Genomic DNA, 17,883 nt, shown 5'->3' on the forward strand with positions numbered 1-17,883 from the left:
CTGGATCATCAAGGTTGATCGCGGGTGCGCCGGCGCGTGTATTCTCTGTAATCTCAGGAACTGTCGGAGGGTGCAGGCCATTGATCGGGTGAGACCAACCAGAAAGGAGCGCTCGATATGAAACGCACACTGATTATCCCAGCCACGATTGCCCTGTTAACGGGTATGGCCGCAACCGCACAGGAACCTAATGAGGCGGCCACCGATGTTAACGCCTCTGCCAGTGTTGAAATGACCGGCGAAACCGAAAATCTGGACGAGCTGTCCATCGAGGAGCTGAACGCCCTGCAACTGAAAGTCCTGGAGGCTCCGAATGCGACCGAAGCCACCGAGGACATGATCTTCTCAGTTCAGTCCGAAACGGACGCAGAGGCTGAAACAAGCGACTCCCAGATCATCATGGCCGAGACCGATACGGGCATTTCCGCTGAGACGGAGATGACGACCGATGAGGCCGACATCGAAGCCGACATCGAGACCGACGCCGAGATGGGCATGGGCGGGCCGGACTATGCTTCCGAAGCCGATGCGATGGCGAATGACGCCATGCAGGGCACGATTGCCGACCTCGCCTCTGAAGACCCGCGCTTCACAACGCTTGTCGCCCTGGTCGAGCAGGCCGGCCTGACCGCGGAACTGGATGGCGACGCCGAATATACGGTGTTTGCCCCAACCAATGCCGCCTTCGAGAAGCTGGATCCGGAACTGGTGACGCGCCTGAAATCCGGCAACGCCAATGACGAACTGAAATCGATCCTGAAGGCGCATGTCGTCGAAGGGGAAACCCTGAGCACAGCGCTGACCGACGGGGAAACGCAAATTGCGACCCTGGCCGAGATCGACCTTGCCGTGAGCAAGATGGGTGACAGCGTGACGGTTGGAAATGCCACCGTTGTGGAAGCCGACATCGACGCCTCGAATGGTGTGATCCATGCGGTCGACACCGTGATCGTGCCGGCAGACAAGGACATCGACACCGAGTCGTGATCCGGACCTGACAGGCCTCAAACAGCAAAGACCCCGGCAGATCGCTCTGCCGGGGTCTTCTCTTTGGGAGGATGCAAACCTGTTAGTTCGCGAATTCCGGGTAGGCCTCGAGGCCGATCTCGGACTTGTCGAGACCCAGTTCCTCTTCCTCGGCCGTCGGGCGGACGCCGATGGTGAGCTTGAGGATGTACCAGATCACGGCGGACACGATCATGACGAACACACCGGTCAGGACTACGCCGACCAGCTGGCCGATATAGTTCGGATCACCGGCCTCGTTCGGCGAGATGGCGTTCGTGTAGGAGAACGGCACGATCATGGTGCCCCAGATGCCGCACACAAGGTGGGCCGGGATGGCACCAACGACGTCGTCGATCTTGAATTTGTCCAGCAGCGGAACGGTCACCACAACCAGGACCCCGCCGATACCACCGATGATGATGGAGGCAAGCATGCTTGGCGCCAGCGGCTCGGCCGTGATGGACACCAGACCGCCGATCGCACCGTTGAACACCATGGTTGCGTCGATCTTGCCCTTGTAGAAGATCGCCGTGGTGATCATGGCCGCAATCACGCCGCCTGCGGCTGCGAGATTGGTGTTTGCGAAGATCTGGCTGACCGAGTTGATGTCGGCGATGGAACCGGCGGCCAGCTGGGACGCGCCGTTGAAGCCGAACCAGCCGAACCACAGGATGAAGGTACCGAGGGCGGCCAGCGGGATGTTGTTGCCCGGCATCGGATTGACCTGCTTGCCGAAATACTTGCCGATGCGGGGCCCGATGATGATGGCACCTGCCAGGGCTGCCCAGCCACCGGTGGAGTGCACCAGCGTGGAACCGGCAAAGTCGGAGAAGTCCCATTCGGAGTCGAGGTAGCCGCCACCCCATTCCCAGGACGCCACGATCGGATAGATGAAGGCGGTCAGGAAGGCGGTGAAGATCAGGAACGGCCAGATCTTGACGCGCTCGGCAATCGTGCCGGACACGATCGAGGCCGCCGTTGCCACGAACACCATCTGGAAGAACCAGTCGGATGCGGCAGCGTAGTCACCATGCGATTCGTCAAGCGACGGGCTGGACCAGATGAAATCCGGAATGCCGAACAGGCCGGCTGCCACAGTGGCGGACGGATAGGCCATGTTGTAGCCGATGAGCCAGAACATGATGCCGGCCACAGAGAACAGGGCGACGTTCTTCGTGGACTGCATGGCCGCGTTCTTGGAGCGCACGAGGCCGGCCTCCAGCATGCAGAAACCTGCGGCCATGAACATCACGATGATGCCGCCGATGAGGAACAGGTAGCTGTTGTCGACATAGGCGCTGGCACTCCCCGCCACGCTCTCTTCGAGCGCCGCAAGCCGGGCTTCCATGTCTGCGTCCTGAGCATGGGCGGCTGCCCCTGCCAAAAGTGCGGCTGGCAGCAGGGCTGCTCCGCGTATCATGTTTTTTAATGTCTGGCCCATCTGGCCCCTCCTTCGTCACGAGACTGCAGAGCTCGGGCCCCCCCGCGCTCTCCCAGAACCGATATGATTGCGCGCTTGCGGGAAAGTCGCACCGGCAACGGGGCTGACCGGATTTTCTGACGGGGCATGGTCAATGCGTGGGCAGGGATGCGGCGAATCGCCTAAATCTCCATCATCGCTGGACGATTGCGCGGCCGCCCCCTAGCTAGGAACCATGACCGATACCGCACAGAAGTCTGACCCGGTGTATGACCTGGCCGTTGTGGGCGCGGGCCCGGTGGGCACGTCGCTGGCGATCCTGGCCGCTCAGCGCGGCTTTTCTGTTGTCCTTGTTGACGCCCGCGATCCGGACGCCCCCGCGCGCGAGGACACACGGACCTTCGCCATTGTGCGCGGCAGCTGGCGCCTTCTGGACGCGGTGGGCATTACCGCAGACCTGTCCGGTCTGACCGAACCGCTGAACGGGCTGGAAGCCGTGGATGGCGGCCGCCACTGGTTTGGCCCGCCGGGGGTGTTGTTCGGCACAGACGACCTGCCGGAAGATGATGCAGACCAGCCGCTTGGCCAGATGGTACCGGCCGGCGCGCTGCAGGCCGCGCTGGATTCGGCCTGCGCAAGAACAGACGGTCTGGAATGGATCCGGGGCCAGCTGTTCGCACAGATGGAGACCCTGCCGGGCGACGCGCGGCTGACCCTGTCGGATGGGCGCATCCTGCGCGCCGGTCTTGTTGCCGCCTGTGACGGGATGAAATCCTCCGTGCGGCAGGCGGCGGGCATACCCACCGAGGGCCGCGACTATGACCAGTCCGTGTTCGCCGCGAATGTGAAACTGGCGCGGCCGCATGACGGCATTGCCCGGCAATTGTTCACGCCGGAGGGACCGTTTGCGACGCTGCCCATGCCGGGCAACAGGGCCAATCTGGCCTGGTACATGAAGCGCGGCGCCGCCGAAGCGATTGCTGCCCTGCCGGTCGAGGACATCAATGCCGAGCTGAATGCCCGCTTTTCGGAATTTGCCGGCCCGATGGAAATTGACGGACCGCACACGGCCTATCCGCTGGTCATGCAGCTGGCGACCCGCATGGTGGGCCCGCGCACGGCGCTGCTGGGCGATGCGGCGCACCGGATCAATCCGCTGGCCGGGCAGGGCCTGAATCTCGGGTTTAAGGATGTTGGTGCGCTGATCGATGTGATGTGCGAGGCCCGCGAGGTGGGACTTGATCCGGGATCGGATGTCAGCCTGGAGCAGTATGAAAAGTGGCGCCGCTTCGATGCCACCGCTGCAGCGATGTTCATGGACGGCATCGACCGAGCGTTCAGCAATGACAGCCTGGCCCTGAAACCCCTGCGCGGCCTGGCGCTGACACTGGCCCGCAAGGTGACGCCTCTGCGCCGGGCCATGGCGCGGCAGGCGAGCGCCGATCAGGCCCATTTGCCCAGACTGATGCGCTAGGCGCCGCTGATCAGCTCCCTCAGGAATTTCCACGTGTAGAGTCCGGAATCATGCCCGTCAGAAAACCGGATGCGGACGGCATAGCGACCGACCGGTTCTGCGCCGATGACGGAGATATCTTCCGGCACGGGCGGCTGATCCGGTTTCGGGCCGCTGCCATGGCCGCGTACTTCCGCCGACGGGCTCTCTTCCCGCAGGCGCCGGTACGCAATCACGCCGGAGACCCCGTCCTCGAATTCGACGTGAAGTTCACCTGCGGACTTGCGAAAGGAGAGCCGGACCGGCCAGGACGGATCGCTCATGCGCGGGATGCGTCCGCCGCGCTGTCATCATCCAGGTCACGCGCCTCGTCTGCCAGCATGATCGGAATGCCATTGCGGATGGGATAGGCCAGACGGGCCTTTGGTGACACCAATTCATCATTGGCGCGGTCATAGGTCAGGGGTTGGCGACTGACCGGGCAGATCAGGATTTCCAGCAGGCGGGGATCGACCCCGGACGGGCCCGTGCGCGGGGCGGCAGTGTCGTCTGACATGGGGACCTCTATTGCAGCGTGCCGTCATCGCTGCCGGACACATCCATTTCCAGCAGGGTGATGAGCGTTTCGGCGCGATCTTTCAAGGTGGGGGCCTCAACCAGCGCCTGTTTTTCCATCACCGAGAAGGGACAGCCCGAACACAGCGCATTGACGAGGGTTTCCATCGGCGCCTCCTCTACGGCCGTCCAGTCGGTGGTCATGGAATGAGTTTCGGAATAGTCCCGCAGGGCGCGGACCAGCCGGGCCCTGTCCGGCAAGGCGGCGGGCGGCACATCGAACAGGTCTTCCCGGAACGCAGTCCAGTCCGGACGGACCTGTCTATAGGGCGTCATGACCGACAATTCCTCGCCCACCTGAAAGCGGGCCACGCCGGTCAGCGTGATGAGATAGCGACCGTCACCGGTTTCAGACCAGGCGGTGATGCGGCCGGCGCAGCCCGTTCCGGCAATCTCCGGCTTGGCCCGCGCGCCGCCCGTGGTCTGGATCATGCCGATCATCCGGTCCGCCTGGATCACATCATCGACCATGTTGAGGTAACGCGGCTCGAAGATGTTCAGCGGCAATTGCCAGCGCGGAAACAGCAACGCGCCGGGCAGGGGAAAGATGGCCAGCTCGGCGGGCAGGTCGGACAGACGTGTGAAACCGGGCTGGGACATGGGGACTGGGTCTCTTTCTAGCGGTGCCTGAAAGAGGGATGTGGCGCGATCACGCCATCAGGCAAACATCAGGGAGGCGAGCCGGCGCCGGCCACTGATCGTTGCGGCATCGGTCGGGCCGGCGGCTTCGAACATCTGGAGCAGTTTTTCCTTCGCCTTGCCCTCTTTCCAGTCGAGCCCCTGTTCAAGGATGACCAGAAGATGATCGATGGCATCGCCGAACCGGCCCGCGGCGGCATATTTCTCGGCCAGGTCAAAGCGCCGGTCATGATCTTCCGGACTGGCCAGGACGGCGGACAGGGCCTCCTCGAACTCGTCCGGCTCTCCGGCCTCGCCCATCATGTCGATGGCCATCCGCACGCCCTTCACGGCGGCATCATTGCGCTTGGCTTCCGGAATCATGTCCAGCGTGGCCTCGGCGCGCTCCTTGTCGCCATTGGCGAGATAGCAGCGGGCCAGTCCGGCCAGCGCGGCAACGTTTTCGGGATCCTGCTGGATCACGGCGGCATAGATCTGGGCCGCCGTGCCGATGTCGCCGGACTGGCTGGCAGCTTCGGCCTGTTCCAGTGCCTCCGCAATCATCTTGCCCGTGTCAGTGCCATTGAGCAGCTTGTCGATGAAGGCATTGATCTGGCCCTCCGGCAGGGCGCCCATGAAGGCATCGACCGGGCGGCCCTTGTCAAAGGCATAGACCGCCGGGATGGAGCGCACGCCAAGCTGGCCGGCATAGGCCGGGTTCTCGTCAATATTGATCTTGACCAGCTTCACCTGCCCCTTGCGGGATTCCACCGCCTTCTCGATGATCGGGCCGAGTGTGCGGCACGGGCCGCACCAGGGGGCCCAGAAATCCACGATGACCGGCTGCGTTTCCGACGCCTCGACGACGTCGGCCATGAAATCCTGATCGGTTGTGTCCTTGGTATGAAGCGAAGCCGTATCGGTCATGAGCGGTGTTCCTTGAATATCTGCAGGGAAGATGGGCCGCACCCTCCGGTTTCGCAAGGCACCGGAATGACCGGGACTGAAGACAGCGTTCATCTGGCAGTCAAACCCGGCCTGTCACACCCGGCAGCTGAACCGGATGCAACGAAAAGCGACGAAAATACCTTTTTCGTGCCCTGTTTATGCAATCGGCCCGCGCTTAAGTGTAGGGCCATTGGTCAACGCACAAGGAGACCGCACAATGTTGAACTTCCTGGCCAGCCTCGGTGCCCTCACCGCGATTGCGACTTCTCCGCTCGTCATGAGCCTTCAGGTCGCCGAGTCCGAAGCCCCCGCCCCGCAAGCCGCCCAACCGGCCGGCCTGACAGATGCCGAACGGTCGGACATCCTGTCACGCGCCGCCGCTGCCCTGGCCGATGTGAAGACCGCCCGCGGCACATTCGAACAGGTGGCTCCGGACTTCTCCGAGTCGACCGGACGGTTTGCCCTGTCGCGGCCCGGCAAGGTGCGCTTCGAATATGATGCGCCCAGCCCGCTGCTTCTGGTCAGCGACGGCACGACCGTTGCGCTGCAGGACTCTGAACTGGAAACTACCGATCGCGTGCCACTGGGCACCACACCGCTGGCCCTGTTGCTGGACGACGAGATCGATTTCGAAACCGAAGCGGACGTGCTGGAAGTGACCCGCCGCAATGGACGGGTCGGCATCACCCTGCGGGACCGGTCCGGCGAAATGGACGGCACGCTGACCCTGATCCTGCAGGAAAGCGATATGAGCCTGACCGGCTGGCGGACCGTGGATTCCGGTGGAAACATCACATCGGTGATGCTGTCGGACGTCACATATGGTTCGCGTTTGAACCCGCGTCTCTTCGTGATGACGGATTTCGACGCGGAATAATGCGGGATTCTTGACTGTATGCGACAGAAAACTGGAACATCCACGACACAGCCAAGCACATAACACATTATTCACTTGAATTTTTTCTCAGGAGTGACATCTTTGCAACTGTGGATGACGGAGCAAAACGCGCGCAGCAATTGACCCCCCGCTGCGACCCCTCAGTCATCACCGTCGGAGCCTTCCCCTCCCGACGAGACGTGCAAAGCAAGCGTCTGGCGCGCCCGAACTTCCCCGCGTTCGGGCGCGTTGACGTTTCAGCAAACACTGCTACGCAGCCTGAATGTCCAAATCTCTGAAAATCGTCAGCTGGAACATCAACTCGGTTCGCCTGCGCGCGCCGAATGTCGCGGCCTTTGTGGCCGCCGAGCAGCCGGACGTGGTCTGCCTGCAGGAAACCAAATGCCAGGATGGCGAATTCCCGGAAAAGGCCTTCCGCGAGATGGGCCTGCCGCACCTTGTGCTGAATGGCCAGAAAGGCGGCCATCACGGCGTGGCAATTGCCTCTCGCCTGCCGATCGAGCGCATCGACGCGCCGGATCTGTGCCGTCACGGCCATTCCCGCGTCATTGCGGCCAGGGTGGCCGGTGTCGAAATCAACAATATCTATCTGCCGGCCGGCGGCGATGAACCGGACCCGGCGGTGAATGACAAATTCGCGCACAAGCTGGATTTCCTCGAACGGCTGGGCCCGTCCTACAAGAAGCAGTCGACAACGCCGCGCGTGCTGGTTGGCGACCTCAATGTCGCGCCGCACGAAAACGATGTCTGGTCCCACAAGCAGCTGCTGAAGATTGTCTCCCACACGCCGGGCGAGACAGAGCGGCTGGAAGACTCCCGCAAGCAGGCACAATTCGCCGACATTGCCCGCCTCGCCGTGGACGACCATCAGAAGCTGTACACCTGGTGGAGCTATCGCGCGAAGGACTGGGCCAAGAGCAATCGCGGCCGCAGGCTGGACCATATCTGGGTGAACCCGGCGGCGCTGCCGGACACGAAGATCGACAGCTACAAGATCCATCTCGGCTGGCGCGGCGGCTGGAAACCGTCAGACCACGCGCCGATCAGCGTCGAGATGAAAATCTAGGGCTGGAGTCGATACCCGCCGGCATCGGTGAGCAGCAGGCGGGCATTCGCCGGGTCCGGCTCGACCTTCTGGCGCAGGCGGTAGATGTGGGTCTCCAGCGTGTGCGTCGTGACGGTGGCATTGTAGCCCCAGACTTCTGACAAGAGCTCGTCCCGCGCGACCGGTTTGCCCTGGGCGCGGTAGAGGTATTTCAGGATATTGGTTTCCTTCTCCGTCAGGCGCACCTTGCGGCCGTCCTCGGTGACAAGCAGCTTCATGGACGGACGGAATTCATAGGGCCCGACCTGGAAGGTGGCGTCTTCGGATTGTTCGAAGCTGCGCAAATGGGCCCGGACGCGTGCCAGCAGGACCGAGAACTTGAAGGGCTTGGTCACATAATCATTGGCGCCGGATTCGAGGCCGAGAATCGTGTCGGCATCGCCATCCTGACCCGTCAGCATGATGATCGGTGCGCGCACGCCCTTCTGCCGCATCTGCTTGCAGGCCTCGCGGCCATCCATGTCCGGCATGTCGACGTCCAGCAGGATCAGGTCGATCCGCTCGGCAAGCGCCTGGGCGATGCCTTCATTGGCATTGGCGGCCTGCAGCGTGTCGAACCCGTCATGCAGGTCGAACTGTTCGGCGAGGGCTTCGCGCAGGTCCGCATCATCATCGACCAGCAGGATTGTCTTCTTGCCTGTCACGGGCGTCTCCTTGGATTTCGGTCGTCGCTGTGTATTGCGACCGCCGCCAGATGCCATATGACTTTGCATGACGTGCAATCACAAGTCCGGGAGGTGCCCGTGAGCCCGAAATTCACAGCGACGCCGTCCGGCAAGTTTTCCGGCCCCGGCTTCACGGCCCGGTGCGTGCTGGGCAAGGGCGGCGTGGTCGCTGCTTCACAGAAACGGGAAGGCGATGGCGCCTCGCCGGCGGGCATCTGGCCGGTGCGCAATGTCTTCTTCCGGGCCGACCGGATTGACCCGCCTGTCACGAGCCTGCCCTTGGTGCCGCTGAAACCCTATGATGGCTGGTGCGACGACCCTGCGCATCGCCTGTACAACCGGCCTGTCTCCCTGCCCTTTGCCGCAAGCCACGAGAAGATGTGGCGCGATGACCATGTCTATGATGTGGTTGTCGAGCTCGGCTACAATGACGATCCGGTGGAGGCCGGCCGTGGCAGCGCGATCTTCCTGCATGTGGCGCGACCGAATTATGAGCCGACCGAAGGCTGTATCGCGCTGGACCTGTCAGACCTGCTGGCCGTGCTGGAGCTGATGGAGCCCGACAGCGAAATCGAGATTTCCTTCTAGGCGGAATAGTCCCGGGCGCCAAACAGGGCCGACCCGACCCGCACATGAGTTGCCCCGAACCGGGCCCCGGTCTCGTAATCGGCGCTCATGCCCATGGACAAGGCAGGCAGGCCGAGGCGCTGCGCCAAACGTGCCAGAAGGGCAAAGTGCGGACCGGCCGGCTCCTCGACCGGCGGAATGCACATCAGACCGATGATTTCGAGCCCTTGCTCGCGGGCATCCTGCAACAAGGCATCAGCGTCTGCAGGTGCGACGCCGGCCTTTTGCGGTTCTTCACCGGTATTCACCTGGATCATGTATTGGCGGCGCAGGCCGGTTTTCTGCTCGGCCTTCGCCAGTTCACGGCTGAGTTTCGGGCGGTCGACCGTCTGGATCACATCGAACAGGCGCACCGCATCCTCAGCCTTGTTCGACTGAAGCGGCCCGATCAGATGCAGTTCGAGATCCGGGTATGTGGCCCGGCGGGCCTGCCAGTGCTGGATGGCTTCCTGCACGCGGTTTTCGCCGAAGACGCGATGGCCTGCTGCGAGGATCGCCTCCAGCTTCTCATCCGGCTGCGTCTTGGTGACCGCAACGAGGCTGGGCGGTGTTTTGGCACTGGCCGCAAGATCGGCGAGGATCTCGTCGCGGCGCTTGGCAATCTCAGGGAAGTCCGTATCAGTCATCTTGATGGCGCAGAAACCCCAAGACTCCGACCGACGCAAGCTGATCTCTGCGGCAAGACGCGCGCGGCGCCATTTGCCCCCCGGCGTGCCGCCGGCCTTTTTCCTGACCGATCCCCAGCGCACACCGGACCCGGTGAGCGTGGCCGAACACCTGCCGGCAGGCTGGGGCGTCATCTATCGGCATTTTGGCGCGGCGCACCGGGACTGGCAGGCCCGGCAGCTGGCCGAGATTGCCAATCGCCGCGGCCTGGCCCTGTTGATTGCAGCCGACCCGGACCTAGCTATCCGGGCAGGGGCCGCGGGTGTGCACTGGCCTTTTGCGCAAAGGCATGCTGCCCGGATATGGCGCAGCCGGTTTGACCTGATGACCGTGTCTGCACATGGCGGCGGAGAAGCGCGGCAGGCAGATGCGGACGGCCTGTTCGATGCGGCGCTGGTGTCAGCTGTCTTTCCTTCCCGGAGCCCGTCCGCCGGGGCGCCCATCGGCGCGGCCGCATTCCGGCAGCTGGCGCAGCGCAACACCGTACCAGTTCATGCGCTGGGCGGCGTGACAGCGCGCAATGCGGCCAGCATCTGTGATGCCGGAGGCCTGGCTGCCATTGAAGGCATACGGGACCTGTTCCGGTCCTAGAACTTGAATGCGGATTTCAGGCGAATGCCGGTTTCGACTTCGCGGGATTCCCAGGTCGAGGTGTCATTCAGCTCGTCTGCGCCCACGCTGACCTCGCCGCCCACCGAGAGGCGCGGCGTGATGCGGAACGTGGCGCCAGCCTGCATTTCCTCACGCGGGAGAGGGGAAAGGTCGGTGCGGGACACCTTGTCCAGATTCAGCTGCCAGCGCTTACTGCCGCCGAACTGCATGGAGAATTCCTGTTCCGGGCGGGACTGCCAGACCGGCTCGGCACTCGCCGGCTTGGTCTGCGCAAACTGGCGGTACCATTCGGACTTGGCCACGGACGTTTCCGAGATGCTGGGCGCCGACATTTCGAGCGAGTTTGCCGGCACGGAATCCTGCGCCGCAGCCGGCATGGCCAGCGCAGCGCACAACGCGATCCCGAATGTTGCAATACCCAGCTTCATGGCTTTCGCACCTCTGATGAGGAAAATAGTCAGCGGGGCGGGTAAAGAGAAGATTAACATTCTGACAGGGCAGAGATTCTATCGTGATAGTGTGATTTCTATCACAACCCCATCAGGCGAGTTTTCATCGCCCAACCGGGGAATCGGGACTGAATCTACAGAATCCAGGCTGTTTTCGCCATATCCAAGAGAGATTCTTGCGTATTCTGTGAATTCGTGACTGAGGCCGATGCGCCAGGTTTCCGACTCCCGTCCCAGCAATTCGTCTTCCGCCCGGCCGAATTCCGCGCCCAGAATCACCTCGCCAAGGGATTTCGTGACTCCCGCCGTCCAGGATTCATATGCCCCGGCCCCGGTCAGGCCATTGTCGGAGCTGAGCCAGGACAGACCCACCGAAATGGTTTCGAATTCCGCCGACGCGCCTGCTGACCAGGTCGTGACGCGGTCATACCAGCCCGATGCATAGGGCGGCGTGGATATGTCCGCGGTGCTGGCAGCAAGCGATCCGCGCAGCCGGACACCGGACTCCCGCAGCAGGCGAGAGACGTTCACGGCGCCCTCCACCGCGTTTTCGAGATTGACGGGCGTGGTGCCCGGCAGCGTGCGGTCCGCATCCCGGTCGAGCCCGCGCACATCCGCTGCCGGGGTGAAGCTGATACCGGCCTGGATGCCGATCAGGCGCGGTGTGGCATAGGAAAGCTTTGCCGATGGCCCGGTCAGGTCATGCCGGGTGGTAACCATGTCCAAGCCCGTGGGGTCGAGTGTCTGGCGCCCGGTCGCGAGCGACTGAAAGACGGACGGCGCGCCTTCGGAAAAGCGTGCGGCAATGCCGAGGTCCCGGCCGATCCGGACGTCTCCATAGCCGCCTCCGACATAGAGATAGGCAGCTTCAATCTCTCCCCGCACACCCGACTCTTCGGCCGGAACGCCCATGGCAAGACCGGTAAAGGCGCCCTGCAGGCCGGGTCCCATGCGGTCGGCCCCCTCGATCACGCCGCTGAAGCCGGCCCGGCCGGGATGGTCCTTCTGGGCCTCGACCCGCCCGGCCACGCCAATCCTGACTCCATTGTCCAGAATGCGGTTGGTCGACAGGCCGAACCAGATGCGGCCCAGCGCTTTCTCATCGGCCTCCGGCGCGAGGACGAGGCTGGCCCCGAGTTCGGTGTCGGTCTCCCACGGGTTCCAGTCCTCTTCCCACTGGGCGTGGCAGAGGGGCGCGGACAGGGCGGTGCAGACAAGTGTGATCTGCAGGAATTTCATGCCGGTTCTCCAAGTAAGCCCACGCGCAGATCAGCACTGGCGAGCCTGTACACCCCTTGTTATACAAACCGCCGTCAACAAGGTCTTGCACTCAGGAACTTTCTTCATGGTCAAATATGTTTTCTCTGCGGCGATCGCCGGCATGCTGATGGTTTCGGGCTGCCAGTCCGGGTCCGGGGGGTCAGCGGACTCCCGCGTGATGCAGCAGAATATCGGCAGCGTGAATCCGTATTTGTGGCGCGCCTCGCTCGATACGTTCGAGAATCTTCCGGTGGCCAATGCCGATCCGATCGGCGGCCTGATCAATTATGACTGGAAATCCTTCGAGTCGGCCCCGAATGAGCGCATCAAGGCGACCGTCTACATTCTCGACACGCGCCTGCGCGCGGACGGGGTGAAAGTGTCCGTGTTCCGGCAGCAGAAGAACGAGGCCGGCGACTGGGTTGACGCCGAAGTGGATCCGGAAACAGCGCTGCAGCTGGAGAACAAGATTCTGGACCGGGCCCGCCTGTTGAAGAACTCCCAGCTGGGCTAGGGCCCGGCTCGACAAACGATCCGGAAAGGTCAGGGGCATGGTGACCCGTTACGATCCGCAGACAGCGGAACAGAAATGGCGTGCAGCCTGGGACAAGGCGGCCCTGTACGAGGCAAAATCGCCTGCCGAAGCCGGGGACGCGCCAAAAGCCTTCGTGCTGGAGATGTTCCCGTACCCGTCCGGCCGCCTGCATATGGGCCATGTGCGCAATTATGCGATGGGCGACGTCGTGGCCCGGCACAAGCGCGCCAAGGGATACAATGTCCTGCACCCGATGGGCTGGGACGCGTTCGGGATGCCGGCCGAGAACGCCGCCATGGAGCGCAATGTGCATCCGGGCGAGTGGACCTATCAGAACATCGCCGCGATGAAGGCGCAGTTCGCCAAGCTGGGGCTGTCCCTGGACTGGAGCCGGGAGTTCGCGACCTGCGATCCGGATTATTACGGCGCGCAGCAGGGCCTGTTCCTGAAATTCCTGGAAAAGGGCCTCGTCTACCGCAAGGCGTCCAAGGTGAACTGGGATCCGGTCGACAATACCGTTCTGGCCAATGAACAGGTCATCGACGGGCGCGGCTGGCGTTCAGGCGCGTTGGTTGAACAACGTGAGCTGACCCAATGGTTCTTCCGCATCACGGACTATGCCGAGGATCTGCTGCAGGAAGTCCAGAAGCTGGAGCGCTGGCCGGAGAAGGTGCGCACCATGCAGGCGAACTGGATCGGCCGGTCGGAAGGCCTGCAGATGCGGTTCGAATTCGACAGCGCCGCGCCGGAAGGCTTCGGGGACGGTATCGAGATTTTCACCACCCGGCCGGACACGCTGTTCGGAGCGAGCTTCATTGCCCTGTCACCGGACCATCCGCTGACGCTGCAACTGGCCGAACAATCCGACGCGCTGAAAGCGTTCCGCGCGCAATGCGCCCAGATCGGAACCAGCGAGGAGGCCATCGAAAAGGCCGACAAGCTGGGCTTTGATACCGGCCTGACGGTGAAGCATCCCTTTGATGCCTCCCGCACCCTGCCCGTCTGGGTCGCGAATTTCGTGCTGATGGGATATGGCACGGGCGCGATATTCGGCTGTCCGGCGCATGACCAGCGCGACATCGATTTTGCCCGCAAATATGATCTGGACGTGACCCCCGTCGTGCTGCCGCCAGAGGCTGACCCGACCGGTTTCGACGTCGCGGACGAGGCCTATACCGGCCCCGGCACGATCTTCAACTCGGACTTCCTGAACGGTCTCGAGATCGCGCCCGCAAAGCGCGCCGCCATCGAGAAAATCGAATCCATGGGCCTCGGCCAGGGCAAGGTGAATTATCGCCTGCGTGACTGGGGCGTGTCCCGCCAGCGCTATTGGGGCTGTCCGATCCCGGTGATCCATTGCGACAGCTGCGGCATCGTCCCGGTGCCGGAAGCGGACCTGCCGGTGAAGCTGCCGGACGAGGTAAGCTTCGACCAGCCCGGCAACCCGCTGGAGCGGCATCCGACCTGGAAACATGTTGATTGCCCGGCCTGTGGCAAGGCGGCCCGGCGCGAGACCGATACGCTGGACACGTTTGTCGACAGCTCCTGGTATTATGCGCGGTTCGCAAGTTCGGACGATCTGGAAGAGCGTGCCTACTGGCTGCCGGTCGACCAGTATGTTGGCGGCGTGGAACATGCGGTGCTGCACCTGCTCTATGCCCGGTTCATTGCCCGCGCCATGCGCGATGTCGGCCTGCTGGACCTGCCGAATGGCGAACCCTTTGCCGGCCTGTTCACCCAAGGCATGGTCACACACGAGACCTACAAGTCTGCTGCGGGCAAATGGCTTCAGCCTTCCGAAGTGACCCGGGATGGAGACACCTGGATCGAGACCGCCACCGGCGCCATTGCGACGGCCGGACCGATCGAGAAGATGTCGAAGTCCAAGAAGAACACGGTCGATCCCGACGCGATCATCGCGCAGTTCGGCGCCGATGTGGCTCGCTGGTTCGTGCTGTCGGACTCGCCGCCGGAACGGGATGTGGAATGGACCCAGGCCGGTGTGGAAGGCGCGTCGCGTTTCGCCCAGCGCCTGTGGAGCGTGTTCGACGCGATTCCGGAAGGCGCCGATGCGGTACCGGCGGAAGACGCGGACTCCCTGGCGCTGCGCAAGGCAAGCCACAAGGCTGTTGCCGCCATCGACAAGGCCATCGAGGAATTCCGGTTCAATTCCGCCGTGGCCAGCATTCACGAATGGGTCAGCCAGTTGAAGAAGGCCGAATCTGCAGGCGACGCCATTCTGGGCGCCCGGCTGGAGGGCGCGTCCATGCTGGCCCGCTGCGTAACCCCGTTCATGCCGCACCTGGCTGAATCCTGCTGGGAGCGCATTGGCGGTGAAGGCTTTGTGTCTGCCGCGGCCTGGCCGGAGCCGGAGGCTGCACTGCTGGTTGACGATGAGGTCACCATGGCGGTTCAGGTCAATGGAAAGCGGCGGGCGGAGATCACCGTGCCGAAATCGATGGACAAGGATGCGGTGGAATCGGTTGCCACCAGCCATGCGGATGTGGCCGGCTTCATCGAGGGCAAGGCCGTGAAGAAAATCATTGTCGTGCCGGGCCGTATCGTGAATATCGTTGTCGCATGAGACACATCCTTGCGATCGCCGCCCTGACCCTGATGGCTGCCTGCGGCTTCCAGCCGGTCTATTCCTCCGGCGCCACTGCGGCGTCTGCCGGCAACATCACTGTTGCAAAGATTGATGGCCGTGCGGGCTATGAGATGCGGCGGGCGCTTCTGGAAGAACTGGCCATCGGCCTGCCCAATGTGACCGGCCCGGCAACGCTGGAAGTGACGCTGAAGGAAAAACTGTCGCGGCTCACCTTCGAAACCGATGGCACGGCCCGGCGGTCAAGCGTGTCCGCGACGGGTCGGTACGTGCTGATCTATGGCGACCAGAGCATCTCCGGCCGACAGGATGCCGAACTCAGTTTCGCTGTCCCGGACAATCCGTATGGCGATGTTGCCAACCAGACCGGTGCCAGCAATCGGGTGGCGCGCCTTCTGGCCAAGAAGATCGTCGATGATTTGCGCCTTCAATTGTCGGCAGGCTGATGCTGCTGAAGGGCAAACAAGCCACTGACTTTGCCCGCAAGCCGAAGCCGTCTGTCTGGGCGGTGCTCGCCTTTGGCGAAGATCCCGGCCTGGCCTCCGATGCAGCGCGCGCCTTGATCCAGGCCTGGACGCCGAAAGGCACCAGCATGGATGTGACCACGCTGGACGATGATTCCATCCGAAAGGATCCTTCACTTCTGTTTGACGGGCTTGAAGCGGTGTCCCTGCTGGGCGATCCCCGCGTCATTCGCGTGCGGACCAGTGGAGACAAGATTGCCGCCCTGTTGACCGAGGCCATCCAGAAGGGCGACTCCCGAGACGGATATTACGCCGCCCGCCTGGTGATCGAGGCCGGAAGCCTTCAGAAGCGGTCCAAGCTGCGGGCCGCAGCGGAGAGCGCACAGAACACGGCGTGCCTGCAATTGTTCGCCGATGATGCGGGCGACATCGAACAGCGGGTTCAGGCGGCCCTCAAGGCGGAAGGCGTCCAGATCACAGACGACGCGCTGGCCGTGTTTGTCGGGGACCTGCCCGGACATCGCACCTTGGCAAATTCGGAAATCGAGAAACTCAGTCTCTATGCCCGGGGGCTCGAGCGCCCGGTTGAGGTGGATGACATTCGCGCGCTGTCTGCCACGGATGTCGACCACAATCTGTCAGCCGCCATTCGCGCGGCCCTGGACGGCAATCCAGCCCTGGTTCACAACGCGCTGGACCGGTTGGCCGTTGCGGGCACAAGCGGAATATCCATTCTGCGGTCTCTCCAGTTCGAGACGCTGCGCATGCTGGATGCCCAGTCCCGGATCGCAGCGGGCCAGTCCAATCCCGGCATGAAACTACGTCCGCCTGTCTGGCAGAGTGAATGGGGCCTGTTCAGTGCGCGTTTGCGGAAATGGCCGACCAAGCGATTGATGCGGGTAATGGAGCGGATCTACGAAGCCGAGCAACAGGCCAAGTCAGGGTCCGGAAGCGCGGATCCAGTTATCCGTGTGCTGATGAATGAGATCGCCCGGGCGGCAGAACTGGCCAAATAGGCCTAGAGCTTGCGCTTGGCGGTAAGGCGCCGACAAACATCGTCCAGCTGTTCCAGGTCGCGATACTTGATCCGGAGCTCTCCACCATTCTTGCCATGACGGATGTCGACGTCGAGCCCGATGGAACGGGACAGGTCAGCCTCCAGCGCTTCGGTGTCCACATCCTTCTCTTCCACTTTCGGGCGGGCCGACTTGGTCTCGAGCGGCGCATCTTCCCGCGCAGCCTTGGCGTGAGCTTCGACCTCTCGAACGGTCAGGCCCTTTTCGACAGCCAGGTCAATCAGGGCTTCCGGATCCGGTGCTCCCAGCGCAGCCCGTGCATGGCCCGCCGTGATCTTTCCGGCGCGCACCTGCTCGCGGGCCCCTTCCGGCAATTGCAGGAGGCGCAGCGTGTTGGTGATGTGAACCCGGCTCTTCCCGACGCTGGTGGCCAGGCTGTCCTGCGTGCGGCCGAACCGCTTCATCAGAGCCTCATAGGCCTCCGCTTCCTCGATCGGATTGAGATCTGCGCGCTGCACATTCTCGATGATGCCGATTTCGAGCAGTTCGAGTTCGTCAGTCTCGCGTATGACCGCGGGAATACGGGTCAGACCGGCAAGTCGTGCCGCGCGCCAGCGCCGCTCCCCTGCAATGATCTGATACTCGTTCTTTTCCTTCGGGTCCGGCCGCACAAGGATTGGCTGCAGGACACCCTTCGCCTTCAGCGAGTCGGCGAGTTCCTGAAGCGCGGCCTCGTCAAAGGTGCGGCGCGGCTGTTTCGGATTGCGCCGGATCTTGTCGATCTCGATCTCGGTCGGTCCGCCGGATCCCGTTTCGGATGGCTTTGCAGCCGCCGGCGTCACGGCTTCGACCTCTCCAATGAGGGCCGACAAGCCGCGTCCGAGGCGGGAGGGTTTGGTCTTGCCTTCGTCGCTCATAT

General features: G+C 63.0%; 20 protein-coding genes. 10 read left to right on the forward strand and 10 right to left on the reverse strand.

The genetic code is table 11. The features are described from left to right. Window positions 1-117: 117 nt before the first annotated feature. On the forward strand, window positions 118-987 hold the full coding sequence (locus tag HF955_RS06380) for a fasciclin domain-containing protein (protein WP_291078734.1): 870 nt from the start codon (window positions 118-120) through the stop codon (window positions 985-987). Between the two features lie 82 nt (window positions 988-1,069). Here HF955_RS06380 and amt read toward each other — a convergent pair whose 3' ends face one another. Beyond that, complete coding sequence (amt, locus tag HF955_RS06385; RefSeq protein WP_027841176.1) at window positions 1,070-2,449, reverse strand: ammonium transporter; 1,380 nt, start codon at window positions 2,447-2,449, stop codon at window positions 1,070-1,072. Window positions 2,450-2,663: 214 nt separating this feature from the next. Between amt and HF955_RS06390 the strand changes: the two genes are divergently transcribed. After that, window positions 2,664-3,902 (forward strand): FAD-dependent monooxygenase, encoded by a 1,239-nt coding sequence (locus tag HF955_RS06390; RefSeq protein WP_291078735.1) that lies wholly within the window; start codon window positions 2,664-2,666, stop codon window positions 3,900-3,902. Here HF955_RS06390 and HF955_RS06395 read toward each other — a convergent pair. Genes HF955_RS06395 through trxA form a run of 4 tightly spaced genes read right to left on the reverse strand, consistent with a single transcriptional unit; the run spans window position 3,899 to window position 6,041 of the window. Further along, window positions 3,899-4,204: a DUF971 domain-containing protein gene (locus tag HF955_RS06395; protein WP_291078736.1), complete on the reverse strand. Its 306-nt coding sequence runs from the start codon at window positions 4,202-4,204 to the stop codon at window positions 3,899-3,901. The two genes, HF955_RS06390 and HF955_RS06395, sit on opposite strands and share 4 nt — an antisense overlap. Then, window positions 4,201-4,437, reverse strand: a complete 237-nt coding sequence (locus HF955_RS06400) for a Trm112 family protein (RefSeq protein WP_027841173.1) — start codon at window positions 4,435-4,437, stop codon at window positions 4,201-4,203. Before HF955_RS06400 ends, HF955_RS06395 begins: the two co-directional genes overlap by 4 nt. A gap of 8 nt (window positions 4,438-4,445) precedes the next feature. Further along, window positions 4,446-5,096: an LON peptidase substrate-binding domain-containing protein gene (locus tag HF955_RS06405; RefSeq protein ID WP_291078737.1), complete on the reverse strand. Its 651-nt coding sequence runs from the start codon at window positions 5,094-5,096 to the stop codon at window positions 4,446-4,448. Window positions 5,097-5,153: 57 nt separating this feature from the next. Continuing rightward, window positions 5,154-6,041, reverse strand: coding sequence for a thioredoxin (gene trxA, locus HF955_RS06410; protein ID WP_027841171.1), 888 nt, complete (start codon window positions 6,039-6,041; stop codon window positions 5,154-5,156). Window positions 6,042-6,279: 238 nt separating this feature from the next. On the opposite strand from trxA, the gene HF955_RS06415 reads away from it, so the two are divergent. Together HF955_RS06415 and HF955_RS06420 are read left to right on the forward strand one after the other, a co-directional pair. Continuing rightward, complete coding sequence (locus HF955_RS06415; RefSeq protein ID WP_036264664.1) at window positions 6,280-6,939, forward strand: outer membrane lipoprotein carrier protein LolA; 660 nt, start codon at window positions 6,280-6,282, stop codon at window positions 6,937-6,939. A gap of 283 nt (window positions 6,940-7,222) precedes the next feature. Beyond that, on the forward strand, window positions 7,223-8,026 hold the full coding sequence (locus tag HF955_RS06420) for an exodeoxyribonuclease III (protein ID WP_291078738.1): 804 nt from the start codon (window positions 7,223-7,225) through the stop codon (window positions 8,024-8,026). Here the strand turns inward: HF955_RS06420 and HF955_RS06425 are convergent. Further along, window positions 8,023-8,709, reverse strand: coding sequence for a response regulator transcription factor (locus tag HF955_RS06425; protein WP_027841169.1), 687 nt, complete (start codon window positions 8,707-8,709; stop codon window positions 8,023-8,025). The genes HF955_RS06420 and HF955_RS06425 overlap by 4 nt on opposite strands. 99 nt (window positions 8,710-8,808) lie before the next feature. Between HF955_RS06425 and HF955_RS06430 the strand changes: the two genes are divergently transcribed. Continuing rightward, a complete protein-coding gene (locus HF955_RS06430; protein WP_291078739.1) occupies window positions 8,809-9,318 on the forward strand; it encodes a L,D-transpeptidase family protein in 510 nt (169 codons plus the stop codon). Here HF955_RS06430 and HF955_RS06435 read toward each other — a convergent pair. Next, window positions 9,315-9,983 carry a YggS family pyridoxal phosphate-dependent enzyme gene (locus HF955_RS06435; RefSeq protein WP_291078740.1) on the reverse strand — a complete coding sequence of 223 codons (669 nt, stop codon included), beginning with the start codon at window positions 9,981-9,983 and terminating at the stop codon, window positions 9,315-9,317. The genes HF955_RS06430 and HF955_RS06435 overlap by 4 nt on opposite strands. Before the next feature lie 4 nt (window positions 9,984-9,987). Here HF955_RS06435 and HF955_RS06440 point away from each other — a divergent pair, with 4 nt between their 5' ends. After that, window positions 9,988-10,614, forward strand: a complete 627-nt coding sequence (locus HF955_RS06440; RefSeq protein WP_291078741.1) for a thiamine phosphate synthase — start codon at window positions 9,988-9,990, stop codon at window positions 10,612-10,614. Here HF955_RS06440 and HF955_RS06445 read toward each other — a convergent pair. Both HF955_RS06445 and HF955_RS06450 read right to left on the reverse strand, forming a co-directional pair. Then, window positions 10,611-11,063 (reverse strand): NtrZ family periplasmic regulatory protein, encoded by a 453-nt coding sequence (locus HF955_RS06445; protein ID WP_291078742.1) that lies wholly within the window; start codon window positions 11,061-11,063, stop codon window positions 10,611-10,613. The two genes, HF955_RS06440 and HF955_RS06445, sit on opposite strands and share 4 nt — an antisense overlap. Before the next feature lie 78 nt (window positions 11,064-11,141). Further along, window positions 11,142-12,323: a porin gene (locus tag HF955_RS06450; RefSeq protein WP_291078743.1), complete on the reverse strand. Its 1,182-nt coding sequence runs from the start codon at window positions 12,321-12,323 to the stop codon at window positions 11,142-11,144. 106 nt (window positions 12,324-12,429) lie between these two features. Here HF955_RS06450 and HF955_RS06455 point away from each other — a divergent pair, with 106 nt between their 5' ends. The 4 genes from HF955_RS06455 to holA are packed head-to-tail and all read left to right on the forward strand — an operon-like array spanning window position 12,430 to window position 16,964. Then, window positions 12,430-12,858, forward strand: coding sequence for a DUF3576 domain-containing protein (locus tag HF955_RS06455; protein WP_291078744.1), 429 nt, complete (start codon window positions 12,430-12,432; stop codon window positions 12,856-12,858). A 40-nt stretch (window positions 12,859-12,898) separates the two neighbouring features. Continuing rightward, a complete protein-coding gene (gene leuS, locus HF955_RS06460) occupies window positions 12,899-15,463 on the forward strand; it encodes a leucine--tRNA ligase (RefSeq protein ID WP_367279777.1) in 2,565 nt (854 codons plus the stop codon). Beyond that, a complete protein-coding gene (lptE, locus tag HF955_RS06465; protein WP_291078746.1) occupies window positions 15,460-15,930 on the forward strand; it encodes an LPS assembly lipoprotein LptE in 471 nt (156 codons plus the stop codon). Before leuS ends, lptE begins: the two co-directional genes overlap by 4 nt. Continuing rightward, window positions 15,930-16,964 (forward strand): DNA polymerase III subunit delta, encoded by a 1,035-nt coding sequence (holA, locus tag HF955_RS06470; RefSeq protein ID WP_291078747.1) that lies wholly within the window; start codon window positions 15,930-15,932, stop codon window positions 16,962-16,964. Before lptE ends, holA begins: the two co-directional genes overlap by 1 nt. 2 nt (window positions 16,965-16,966) lie before the next feature. On the opposite strand, the gene HF955_RS06475 is transcribed toward holA, so the two are convergent. Then, window positions 16,967-17,881: a ParB/RepB/Spo0J family partition protein gene (locus HF955_RS06475; protein ID WP_291078748.1), complete on the reverse strand. Its 915-nt coding sequence runs from the start codon at window positions 17,879-17,881 to the stop codon at window positions 16,967-16,969. Window positions 17,882-17,883 lie beyond the last annotated feature (2 nt).

Source organism: Hyphomonas sp., from assembly GCF_017792385.1.
Lineage (GTDB): Bacteria > Pseudomonadota > Alphaproteobacteria > Caulobacterales > Hyphomonadaceae > Hyphomonas.